12 protein-coding genes and 2 pseudogenes are annotated in these 10,380 nt (G+C 76.5%); 7 read left to right on the forward strand and 7 right to left on the reverse strand.

Annotation, left to right across the window (positions count from 1 at the left end; genetic code table 11):
• The 3 genes and pseudogenes from CBZ_RS20950 to CBZ_RS21840 form a co-directional block, all read left to right on the forward strand.
• A pseudogene (locus CBZ_RS20950) lies at positions 1–429 on the forward strand (hypothetical protein); the annotation flags it as partial.
• A 43-nt stretch (positions 430–472) separates the two neighbouring features.
• A pseudogene (locus tag CBZ_RS21835) lies at positions 473–655 on the forward strand (cellulase-like family protein); the annotation flags it as partial.
• A gap of 269 nt (positions 656–924) precedes the next feature.
• Positions 925–1,761 (forward strand): hypothetical protein, encoded by an 837-nt coding sequence (locus tag CBZ_RS21840; protein ID WP_246013383.1) that lies wholly within the window; start codon positions 925–927, stop codon positions 1,759–1,761.
• A 75-nt stretch (positions 1,762–1,836) separates the two neighbouring features.
• Here the strand turns inward: CBZ_RS21840 and CBZ_RS13710 are convergent, their stop codons facing one another.
• Both CBZ_RS13710 and CBZ_RS13715 read right to left on the reverse strand, forming a co-directional pair.
• Entirely contained in the window at positions 1,837–2,610 is a 774-nt protein-coding gene (locus CBZ_RS13710) for an SDR family oxidoreductase (RefSeq protein WP_130782082.1), read from the reverse strand.
• Positions 2,611–2,749: 139 nt separating this feature from the next.
• Entirely contained in the window at positions 2,750–3,151 is a 402-nt protein-coding gene (locus CBZ_RS13715) for a hypothetical protein (RefSeq protein ID WP_130782083.1), read from the reverse strand.
• A gap of 187 nt (positions 3,152–3,338) precedes the next feature.
• On the opposite strand from CBZ_RS13715, the gene CBZ_RS13720 reads away from it, so the two are divergent.
• On the forward strand, positions 3,339–3,620 hold the full coding sequence (locus CBZ_RS13720; RefSeq protein WP_130782084.1) for a dsRBD fold-containing protein: 282 nt from the start codon (positions 3,339–3,341) through the stop codon (positions 3,618–3,620).
• A 110-nt stretch (positions 3,621–3,730) separates the two neighbouring features.
• Positions 3,731–4,423, forward strand: coding sequence for a response regulator (locus tag CBZ_RS13725; RefSeq protein ID WP_130782085.1), 693 nt, complete (start codon positions 3,731–3,733; stop codon positions 4,421–4,423).
• On the opposite strand, the gene CBZ_RS13730 is transcribed toward CBZ_RS13725, so the two are convergent.
• Entirely contained in the window at positions 4,420–4,935 is a 516-nt protein-coding gene (locus tag CBZ_RS13730) for a flavodoxin family protein (protein ID WP_130782086.1), read from the reverse strand. The genes CBZ_RS13725 and CBZ_RS13730 overlap by 4 nt on opposite strands.
• Before the next feature lie 103 nt (positions 4,936–5,038).
• Between CBZ_RS13730 and CBZ_RS13735 the strand changes: the two genes are divergently transcribed.
• Positions 5,039–6,622: a GAF domain-containing sensor histidine kinase gene (locus CBZ_RS13735; protein ID WP_130782087.1), complete on the forward strand. Its 1,584-nt coding sequence runs from the start codon at positions 5,039–5,041 to the stop codon at positions 6,620–6,622.
• 52 nt (positions 6,623–6,674) lie between these two features.
• Here the strand turns inward: CBZ_RS13735 and CBZ_RS13740 are convergent, their stop codons facing one another.
• A complete protein-coding gene (locus tag CBZ_RS13740; protein WP_218022775.1) occupies positions 6,675–7,259 on the reverse strand; it encodes a DoxX family protein in 585 nt (194 codons plus the stop codon).
• Positions 7,260–7,497: 238 nt separating this feature from the next.
• Between CBZ_RS13740 and CBZ_RS13745 the strand changes: the two genes are divergently transcribed.
• Complete coding sequence (locus CBZ_RS13745; RefSeq protein ID WP_130782088.1) at positions 7,498–8,373, forward strand: universal stress protein; 876 nt, start codon at positions 7,498–7,500, stop codon at positions 8,371–8,373.
• 250 nt (positions 8,374–8,623) lie between these two features.
• Here the strand turns inward: CBZ_RS13745 and CBZ_RS13750 are convergent, their stop codons facing one another.
• From CBZ_RS13750 to CBZ_RS20955, 3 genes are all read right to left on the reverse strand, one after another.
• Complete coding sequence (locus CBZ_RS13750) at positions 8,624–8,923, reverse strand: hypothetical protein (RefSeq protein WP_130782089.1); 300 nt, start codon at positions 8,921–8,923, stop codon at positions 8,624–8,626.
• Positions 8,924–9,044: 121 nt separating this feature from the next.
• Positions 9,045–9,521 carry a glucuronate isomerase gene (locus CBZ_RS13755; RefSeq protein WP_130782090.1) on the reverse strand — a complete coding sequence of 159 codons (477 nt, stop codon included), beginning with the start codon at positions 9,519–9,521 and terminating at the stop codon, positions 9,045–9,047.
• Positions 9,522–9,620: 99 nt separating this feature from the next.
• Complete coding sequence (locus CBZ_RS20955; protein WP_165446775.1) at positions 9,621–10,211, reverse strand: S24/S26 family peptidase; 591 nt, start codon at positions 10,209–10,211, stop codon at positions 9,621–9,623.
• Positions 10,212–10,380 lie beyond the last annotated feature (169 nt).

Consider the following 10,380-nt stretch of genomic DNA (forward strand, 5'->3'; position numbering starts at 1 on the left):
CGCCGCGCGTGGGCCGCCGCGGCCGCGTCCGCCGGCGGTGCGGGCGCCGGCGGCACCGGCACGACGGGTGCGGTGCCCTGCTCCGACCTCACGTCCTGCGCGGTCGTCGCGCTCCGCCGCCTCGGGGACGACGACGCGGCGGACCGGCTGACGGCCGCGCTGCGTGCGCACGTCGCCGACCTGAGGCAGCAGCCGGCCGTCGTCGACTACTTCGCCACGTCGCTGCCCGCGATGCTCCTGTTCACCGAGGACCTCGCCGCGACGAACGAGGCGGGTGCGCGCCTCCTGGAGGCGCAGCTCGCCGCGCTCGACGGCGACGCACCCGCCGCAGCCGCGCACCTGGCCGCGGTGCTGCACCGCGACCCGGTCGACGCCCGCGCCCTCGACCTGCACCGGCAGCTCGCCGAGCGCACCGCACCTCCGCGCTGAGACACCGCCCCAGCCGCACGCTCCCCACCGAGAGGTCCGACCCATGACCGTCCTGCGCCCGCCCGGCGTCCCCGAGCACCTGCCCGCCCGCCTCACCGTGACGCTGTGGGACTTCACCTGGTACACCCAGACCACCCCCGGCGAGCCGTTCGCCGACCTCGACGACGCGTTCGCCCAGGCCGTCGAGCGCGGGTACAACACGGTGCGCATCTGCGCGATGCCGTTCCTGCTGTTCGGCGACCACGACATCGACACCACAGCCCTGCGGTTCGTCGGGATGGGCGGCGGCGTCGGGCAACGCACCCGCTGGTACGACACGCGCGGCGGTGCGGTGATCGACGGCGTGCCCACCTGCGCGCGCTGTTCGAGGCCGCGCGTCGGCACGGCTGCGTCGTCATCCTGTCGTCCTGGGAGTACCAGCAGAGCGCGGCGTTCTTCGAGGGGTCCGTCTGGTACGACGCCCTGTCGGCCGTCCCGCCGCAGGACCGGCACCGGGTGCTGGCCGACGCGATGGGCGACCTCGTCCAGCACCTCAAGGACGCGGGCCTCGGCGAGCAGGTCGCGTACGCCGAGCTGCACAACGAGGTCGACCTCGGCGGGCTCGTGCTCGCCGGGGGCGGCTCGCCCGCCGACCCGTTCTGGCCGCAGCGCCCGCACGTCGAGGCGGCGGTGCACCGCCTGCGGGAGCGACACCCCGACGTGCTCGCGACCTCCTGCTACGGCATCCCGCCGCACCTCGACATGGCCGCCGTGCCCGACGACGGGCAGGTCGCCCACTTCCACGTCTACCTCTACGGCGTGCTCGGTGAGCTCGAGCGGTGGGCCGGCGTGCGCGCGACCGAGGGGTTCCCGTCGGCGGAGCTGCGGTCGCTGCTGCGCGACGACGCGCCCGACGTCGCGGCGTACGAAGGGCTGGTCGAGCCGTGGCGGCTCGCGGCGACCGGCGTCTCGACGAGCATGTTCTACACGTACGACTGGGTCGACACCGCCCGGTGGGACGCGTGGCTGTACGAGCGGTACGGCCGGTGGCACGAGGCCATGCGGCAGGGCCTCGACGACCGCCTCGAGGTGTACGCCCGCTGGGGTGCGCGCCACGAGGTCCCCGTCGTCGTCGGCGAGGGCTGGGTCGGGTACACGCCGCTGCTCGCGGAGTTCGAGGACGGGCCCGTCGGGCGCGCGGTCGCGGAGCACGCGCTGACCCGGTGCATCGAGCTCGGCGTCTGGGGTGCGGTGCTCGGCTCGAACTCCGCGCCGCACCACCCGGGCTGGGACGCGGTCGAGTGGCAGCAGCGCTGGAACCGCCGCCTGCTCGCGGGCGACGCGAGCGCCTGACCGCCCGGCTCGGCGTGCCGCGCGACGGCGCGCCGAGACGGCGGCGGGCGGGGTGGACAGGGCGGACGGCCGCGGTCACCAGGTCGCGTCGCCGCGCAGGACGACGTCGGACCCGCCGTCGACGAACACGACCTGCCCGCACAGGTGCGTGTTCTCCTCGCTCACGAGCCACGCGAGCAGCCGTGCCGGGACGTCCGCCGCCATGAACCCGTGCAGCGGCATCGGCACCTGGGCCGCGAGCGCCTCGCGCTGCTCGGGCGTCGTGAGGAACGGCTGCACCATGGGCGTCTCGACGACTCCGGGGGCGATCGCGTTGAGCGGGATGCCCGCGCCGGCCCACCCGGGGCCGGCGGCGTGGCGCCGCACCCAGCGGCACAGGGCCGTCTTGGTGCTCGCGTAGATCAGGTGGCCGAGGTCGGTCTCGACGAGCGTGGCCGCGCGGTCGAGCGCGCCCGGCTCGTCACCCGCGAGGCACAGGTCGACGAGCTCGGTGTCCGACGGCATGAGGCTCGCCATCGACGCGGTCGCGACGGCGCGGGGTGCCGCGGTGCCGGTCATCAGCGGTCGCAGGCCGTCGAGCGTCGCGACGGTCCCGAAGTAGTTGACGGCGACGTCGGGGGGCGTCTGCGTGGCCAGTCCGGCGTTGGCGACGACGGCGTCGAGGGTGCCGTCGGTGAGCGTCCGGACCCGGTCGACGAGCGCGGTCCGGCCGGCGGGGGTGGCGAGGTCGGCGACGACCTCCGCGTCGTGCACGTCGACGCCGACGACGCGGGCACCTCGCTCCAGCAGCAGGTCACAGGTGGCCCGTCCGATGCCCGAGGCGGAGCCGGTGACGACGATGGTGCGCATGACTGCCTCCCTGGTGCGAAGGCTCGGCACCGTCGCCGGGCCTCCTCCTACGCTAGGCAGGTGGCTCAGCGGGCGGACCAGACCTTCGTCACGACCCGGCTGCGCGGCACGGGCGGGTGGGACGGCAGGGTGCCGCCGGTCAGACGTCGGTCGGGTCGTCCTGGGTCGACCGGGCGATCCGGTGCCCGGCGAGGGCCTCCGGCATCGGCGCGCAGCCCGGGCCGCCGCGCTCGAGCCAGCGGGCGAGCTCGTCGGTGCGCTCGTCGCCCGCCAGCCGTTCGAACCACACGGGTCGCCCGGCGGCGCGGCGGCCGGCACGGCTGGGGCGCGCGACCACGACGTCGCCGCGCTCGCACTCGTCGAGGCACTCCGACAGGGTGAGGTCCGCCGTGCCGCGGTCCCGCAGCGCGACCAGCCGGGCGAGCTGGCCGCCGTCGAGCGGGTCGTCGGCGCCGAGCGTCTCGCCGGCGCACAGGCTGCAGGCCGTCAGACCGGGACGGGACGCCGCGCGGGCGGGAGCGGGGGGCGGGGCGTCGAGCACGTGTCAACGCTACCTGTGCCCCGACGCAGTCCCGCGCTGTGCGTCGGCGGCCACGACGGTCGGACAGGGCGCGCGGGGCTCCGGGGACCTTCTGCCCTACGGCACGACCGTGCGGGCGGCGGACGCTGAGGGTGGGACCGTCCGCCGGCCCGGCGGACGACCCGACGAGGCGGGAAGGAGCCGTGCGATGACCCACACGTGGAAGGTCGTCGTCCACCTCTTCGACGCGGACGACCTGCACGACCTCGGTGCGACGACGAAGGCGCACGCGGTGCTCACGACGTCGGCCGGCACGACCCTCGAGGGTTTCGGGCGGGCCCGGCGGGCACCGCAGGACCTCGACGTGCCGGAGATCGGCGACGAGCTCGCCGCCGCCCGCGCGCTGCGTGACCTGGCCGACCGGCTGCTGCGCGCGACGTCCGACGACATCGCGGCGATCGAGCACGGGGAGGTCCGGATCACGGGCTGACCGCCCCGGTCACCCGCCACCCCGGGGCGACGAGGGCCGCCGCGGGGTGGGTCGCGCGCGCCGGTGACGCACCGGGTGCTCCCCCACCGCGGCGGGTGCACAGTGGCGTCATGCCCCAGATCCGGGTGTTCGTGCTGGACGACCACGAGGTCGTGCGGCAGGGGCTGCTGCGGCTCGTCGAGGCCGAGCCGGACATGACGGTGGTCGGCGAGGCGGCGAGCGCCCGCGAGGCGCTGGCCCGGGTGCCGCTGTGCGACGCGGACGTGGCGCTGCTGGACGTGCGGCTGCCCGACGGCAGCGGCGTCGAGGTGTGCCGCGACCTGGCCGACCTGGCAACGGGGGTCCGGTGTCTCATGCTCACGTCGTACGAGGACGACGAAGCCCTGCTGGCGGCCGTCACGGCCGGGGCCGCGGGCTACGTGCTCAAAGAGATCCGCGGGCCGCAGCTGCTGGACTCGATCCGGCGGGTCGCGGCGGGCCGGTCGCTGCTCGACCCGGCGACGACGTCCCGCGTGCTGCAGCGGGTGGTCGAGTCGCGGCGGCACGACGCGCGGCTCGACCTGCTGACGCCGCAGGAGTCCGCGGTGCTCGAGCTCGTCGGCGAGGGGCTGACGAACCGGGAGATCGCGGCGCGCATGTCGCTCGCGGAGAAGACGGTGAAGAACTACATCTCGAGCCTGCTGGCCAAGCTGCAGGTCCGGGGCCGGACGCAGGCGGCGCTGTTCATCGCGGAGCAGCACCGCGAGCATCCCGACACCTCAGGCTCCGACGGGCCGGCCACGCGGCAGCCCCGCGACTCCTAGCCGCGCGCGCTCGACGACGTCAGCGGACCCGTGACGGTCGCACCCCAGGAGCGGGCCCGGTCGAGCTCGCCGTCCCGCAGCGGACCCTTGATCCCGCCGACCCAGAACGACGTCGCCGCCGCGCAGTCGAAGCCCGCACGGCGCAGCGCACGCCGCGCCCCGGCGGCGGCCGACCCGGGCAGGCGCGGGCTGTCGACGCGCGTGTCGAACGTCGCGGCGTGCACCGGGTAGCCCGTCCGGGCCAGGGAGCCGAGCCACTCGCGCACGCCGACCGTGGGCGCGTCGCCGCCCTGTCGGCGGGCGTCGTCCCGCGTACCGGGCCTGCTCATGCCGAACGCGTGCGTCGGCGCCCCGACGACGAGCAGCTCCAGGTCGTCCGGCAGCTCTGCGGGCGCCGCGCCCGCCTCGACGAGCGAGGCGTCCGGCACGGTCTGCGACACGCCCTCCCAGACAGCCCGGGCCACCTCGGCCGTGTTCCCGAACGCCGACTCGTAGACCACCAGTGCACGCACGGCACCCACCTCCACGCTCGATCGTCCTGCCAGCCTTCTCGTGGCCCGGACGCGGGCCCAGGGTCGAAGGGCCCTGCCCGGGACGCCGCCCTATGCTCCGAACGTGGGTCGTGGTGGCCGGGACGACGGGCTCGACGCGCAGCCCGACGCCGGGCTCGACGCGTTGATGGACGCGGTCGTCTCGATGTCGACCGACCTCGACATCGCGACCGTGCTCGACCGACTCGTCGCCGCGGGACGCACCCTGACCGGGGCCTCGTACGGCGCCCTGGGCGTGCTCGGACCGCACGGCGGCCTGCAGGAGTTCGTGCACAGCGGCCTCGACGCGGCCACGGTCGCGCGCATCGGCGACCTGCCGCAGGGGCGAGGGGTGCTCGGCGCGGTCGTCGCGAGCCCGCACCCGCTGCGCCTGCACGACGTCGCGGACTGCCCCGCGTCCGTCGGCTTCCCGCCGCACCACCCGCAGATGCGGACGTTCCTCGGGGTGCCCGTCCGGGCACGCGGCGCGGTCTTCGGGAACCTGTACCTCACGGACAAGCGTGGCGGCGCGGACTTCACGGCGCGCGACGAGCAGGTCGCGGTGGCGCTGGCCGCGTCCGCGGGGGTCGCGCTCGAGCACGCCCGCGCCTACCGCCAGGTCCGCGAGCACGAACGGTGGCTCGAGCAGGCGGCGGCGTGCACGGCCGCGCTCACGAGCGGCCGGCCCCTCGAGGAGGCCGTCGCCGAGGTCGGCGCGCTGGTCCGCGCGGCGACGGGCGCCGCCGCGGCGCACCTGCACGTGCGGGCCGACGACCTGCCGACGGGCGTCGCCGACGACCTCAGCGGCCGGGCACCCGTGGTCCGGCGGCTGCCCGACGGGACGGTGCTGGGCGTCCCCGGCGACGCGTGGGCGCTGCTCGTGCCGCTGCGCAGCGGCGAGCGGTGGGTCGGGGGCCTGACCGCCGGATGGCCCGCGGACACCGTCACGGGCGCGACCGCGGGCCGTGTCCACACCCCTGGCCCGCCCGACGACCTCGCGAGCGTCGCCGGGTTCGGGGAGCAGCTCGCCCTCGCGCTCGACGTCGCGGGCGCGCAGGGCGACCGCGCGCGCCTCGCGGTGCTCGAGGAGCGCGAGCGGATCGCCCGCGACCTGCACGACATGGTGATCCAGCGCCTGTTCGCGATCGGCCTCGACGTGCAGGGCGCCGCGCAGGACGCGGTCCGTCCCGACGTCGCGCGCCGCCTCGGGACCGCCGTCGACGACCTCGACGAGACGATCAAGGACGTCCGGACGACCATCTTCCGCCTGGGCACCCGCGGCGCGGAAGCCGGTCGCGGGCTGCGTCACCGCATCGACGCCGAGGTCGTCGCCGCGCGTCGCGGCCTGGGGTTCGTGCCGCACCTGCGCACCGACGGCGTGACCGCCACCGTGCCGGACGACGTCGCCGACGACGCCGTGGCGGTCGTCCGGGAGGCCCTGGCGAACGTGGCGCGGCACGCCCGCGCGCACGAGGTCGTCGTGCGCGTCCAGGTCGGCACGGACCTGGTCGTCGAGGTCCAGGACGACGGCGTCGGCATCCCGCCGGACGCCGACCGCAGCGGCCTGGCGAACGTGGCGGGGCGTGCGGCGAGCCGCGGCGGGACGTCGTCCGCCGCGGCCCTGCCCGAGGGCGGCAGCCTCGTGCGCTGGTCCGTCCCCCTGCCCTGACGGGCGCCGCGCGCACCGCGGGCGGCTCGCCGTCGGGGCGGGTGCGGCCCGGTCAGCGCAGCCAGGGGAACCGCTGCACGGCGCGGGTCCGGGCCCAGCGGCGCCCGAGGCCCCAGGTGTCGCCGGCGAGCAGCACGGCCGACACGACCAGCACGAGCGCGTAGATCACGTGGTAGTCGACGACCGGGTTGTTCGAGCCCTGCAGCAGGGGCCACTCGGCGACCCACATGAGCGCCATCATGACCGAGCCGGCGACGGCGGAGATCCGCAGGCCGACGCCGAGCATCACGGCGACGCCGATGCCGAGCAGGCCGAGCATGAACAGCCAGTCGGTCCACGCGCCGGCCGCCGACACGAACGCGTCCTGGTACGGCCCGACCGTCGCGAACTGCATGAAGCCCTGGCTCGGCGTCCCGCCGTCGACCCAGGCGAGCGACGGGTCGCCCTCCGCAACCGCCGCGCCGGTGGCGTAGTGCAGCCCGAACGTCTTGTCGACGAACGCCCACAGGAAGATGAAGCCTGTGGCGATCCGCGTGACGGCGAGCCATCGGCGACCGGTGACCGAGGTGACGATGTCGTCCTCGACCATCGTGGCCGGGTGCGTCGAGGTGTGGGCCTCGGGGTGGGTGGTGGCCATGACGATCCCCTCCTGCGTTCACGGCCCCGTCGTCGGGACCGGTGGGTGAGCTCCGACGCGATCAGGCTTGCTCCGCGGCCGTCACGGGCCACAGGGCCGAACGTCCCGTGACGAACCACGACATCCGGGACGACGGTCCCGGTCCGTCGGGGGACGTGCGGCGGACGCTGGAGGGAGCGCGGCACCGTGGCCGGCGGACGTCCGGCCGGGCACTGCGCCCGAGGCGAGGAGGCATCCCATGCGTGCCGACGGACCGGTGGTCGTCGCCCTCGACGGCTCGCCGCACAGCGCACTGACGCTCGACTGGGGCGTCCACGAGGCCGTTCGCCGGCGCGCCGACCTGCTGCTGGTGCGCACGGTCGACGACGCCTGGCAGACGATGGCCTGGAGCTGGTACCCCGTCCCCGTCGGGGCCGACCTGGAGACCAGGGTCAAGGAGTACCTGGACGAGCAGGCGGCGTTCGTCGAGGAACGGCACCCGGGCCTGCACGTCGAGACCCGGGCGATGCACGGCCGCGTCGCGCCCTGCCTGCGCGAGCTGAGCTCCGACGCCGCGCTCGTCGTGGTCGGCGCCCGCGTGCGCACGGGACCCGGCCGCACGGGCTCCACGGGGGTGCACGTCGCGGCGCACGCCCGCTGCCCGGTCGCCGTCGTCCGCTCGGACCCGTTCCGGGCCACCCCCGCCGACGCCGCGGTCGTCGTCGGGGTCGACGGCTCGTCCGCGTCGCTCGTCGCGGCGCACCTCGCGGCGCGCGAGGCGTGGATGCTCGGCCGGCCGCTGCGCGTCGTGCACGCCCGCGCGACGATCCCCGACCCGTACGGCCGCGGCAGCGTCCCTCCCCTGGCCACCGACGACGAGGACGACCCGACGCACCGGGCCGCGCTGGCCGTCGTCGACACGCTCCGGGCGGAGCACGAGGGCCTGACCGTCGAGCTCGCGCTCGTCGACGACGACCCGGCCGACGCGCTCGTCACCCTCGGCGCCGCCGCGGCGCTCGTGGTCGTCGGGTCGCGCGGCCTCGGCAGCTTCCGCGGCATGCTGCTCGGCTCGGTCAGCAGCGCGGTGCTGCGCGAGGCGACGGTGCCGGTGATGGTCGTGCACGACGACGGCTGAGACGTTCCTCGGGGCGGCCGCCGCCGGTGCGATGCAGGCGACGACCACCCCGCGCGGCGGCCCGCGCCCCTGGACGATCGCCAGGGACGCGTCCGGCCGCCGGCGCAGAGGGCCCGGCTCCGAGGGGGAGCCGGGCCCTTCGCCGTTCCCCGCCGGTGCCACGAGGGACACGGCCGTCGGCGACCGCACGCGCCTGCGCGAGATCGTCCCGCGCGACACCACGCTCTCGGTGGTCGGCCGCCACGGCGGGTCAGGCCGGGCGACGCGCCCGTGCGGGCTCGTCCGGCTCGGTGCCCGCGAGGTCCTCGGCCTCGCCCAGAAGCCGTCGGGCCAGGTCGCGCAGCGCACCCGCGGCCGCGGCGACCGCGTGGTCGTCGGGCGCCGCGGCGCAGCGCGCGGCGCGGGTCTCGTCGTCGTCGGCACGTCCGTAGCCGTCGACCGTCGCGCCGCCGGAGGTCGCGAGGACCGCGTGCGCCTTGGTCACGTCGTCGTGCCCGGCCGCGTCGTGCGACGCGAACACGTAGACCGTGACGTCCCAGGTGCGTGCCATGGCCGCGCTCCTCCCCCGACGGGCCACCGTGCCCGGCCAGGGCGAGCACCCGCCGACACCTCCATCGTCTCCACCGGCCGGGGCCGTGCGGCAGGTCAGAAGGTCCCGACGCGCGCCCCGCTCAGGACCGGTCCAGCCGGAAGACCTCGGCGGGACGCCCGACGACGAGGTCCACGGCCGCGTCGGCGGCCTCCCGCTCGTCGAGCCGGTGCGCCGCGACGAGGCCCGCGAGGAACCCGGCGTCGACCCGGCGGGCCATGTCGTGGCGTGCGGGGATCGAGCACAGCGCGCGCGTGTCGTCGATGAACCCGCTGGTGCGGCTGAGACCGACGATCTCGGTCACGGCCTCGCGCCAGCGCAGGATCGAGGTCGGGGCGTCGAGGAACCACCACGGCGTCCTCGGTGGACATGCGTGCCATCTCGAGCAGCATGTGCGGCGCAGCGCGACGGCCTCGACGGCCGTGACGGTGCCGGCGACGGCCCGGGCGTAGATCCGCTCGGCGTCGGCAGGGTCGAGCGGCGCGCTGCCGTCGTCCTCGTGGCTGAGGTCCGCGGACACGGCGCCGTGCGCGCAGAAGTACGCACGGCGGTCCTCCATCGCCGCGCCGGTGCTCGGCGACGGCAGCGAGGTTCGCGTCGTCGTCGGTGAGCGTGGTCCAGCCGCGCCGGTCCCGCAGGTGGGCGGCGATGCCGAGGCTCATGAGGTCCCAGAACGGGTTGCCTCGTCCGCCGGAGGGCGACGACGCGCCGGCACGGTCGCGAGCGCGAGCAGCGCGACGAGACCCAGCACGACGACCACCAGGTGCTGCTGCAGCCAGGCGACCGCCGCGCCGACCCGCGGGACCGACCCGAGGACGACGCCGACGTCCCGCACGTCGTACGGGACCGGGTCGGGCAGGGAGCTCGCGTCGCCCTGCAACGTGAGGCGGGTGGCGCCGGCCGGACCCGGCTCGGACGCGACGACGCGGTGCGTCACGAGCCCGTGGCCGTCGGGCCGCGGCAGCGTGACGACCGTGCCGACGGCCACCGCGTCGGCGGGGACCGTCCGGGCCACCGTGAGGGCGCCGACGGGGATGCCGGGCGCCATGGAGCCCGACACGACGATCGCGGGGCGCACCCCTGCGAACAGGCACACGGCGACGGCGACGACGGCGGCCGTGCCGACGACCGCACCGACGTCGAGCAGCGCGTCCCGCAGGACCCGCAGCGCGCGCGCCGCGGGACGGCGCCACCGGCCCCGGGCGGGGGCGGGCCCCTGACCGGGAACGACGCGTGCGTCCGCGCTCACGGTGCGACCTCCACGGACGTCGCGCCCACGCGCAGGCCCACGGTCGCGCGGCCGCCGTTGAGGGCCGCGGTCGCCGGGTGGTCGACGTAGTGCAGCAGGACGCGCACGCGGGTCGTCGAGCCGTCCGCACCCGCGGCCCACGGCGCACCGTCCGCGACCGGCCCCGCAC

The organism is Cellulomonas biazotea, from assembly GCF_004306155.1.
Lineage (GTDB): Bacteria > Actinomycetota > Actinomycetes > Actinomycetales > Cellulomonadaceae > Cellulomonas > Cellulomonas biazotea.

Excerpts from the sequence above, each read along its gene's own strand:
- CBZ_RS13750 (WP_130782089.1), bottom strand. The coding sequence starts at position 8,923 with ATGGCACGCACCTGGGACGTCACGGTCTACGTGTTCGCGTCGCACGAC.
- CBZ_RS13725 (WP_130782085.1), top strand. The coding sequence starts at position 3,731 with ATGCCCCAGATCCGGGTGTTCGTGCTGGACGACCACGAGGTCGTGCGG.
- CBZ_RS13755 (WP_130782090.1), bottom strand. The coding sequence starts at position 9,521 with ATGGAGGACCGCCGTGCGTACTTCTGCGCGCACGGCGCCGTGTCCGCG.
- CBZ_RS13710 (WP_130782082.1), bottom strand. The coding sequence starts at position 2,610 with ATGCGCACCATCGTCGTCACCGGCTCCGCCTCGGGCATCGGACGGGCC.
- CBZ_RS13745 (WP_130782088.1), top strand. The coding sequence starts at position 7,498 with ATGCGTGCCGACGGACCGGTGGTCGTCGCCCTCGACGGCTCGCCGCAC.
- CBZ_RS13720 (WP_130782084.1), top strand. The coding sequence starts at position 3,339 with ATGACCCACACGTGGAAGGTCGTCGTCCACCTCTTCGACGCGGACGAC.
- CBZ_RS13740 (WP_218022775.1), bottom strand. The coding sequence starts at position 7,259 with ATGGCCACCACCCACCCCGAGGCCCACACCTCGACGCACCCGGCCACG.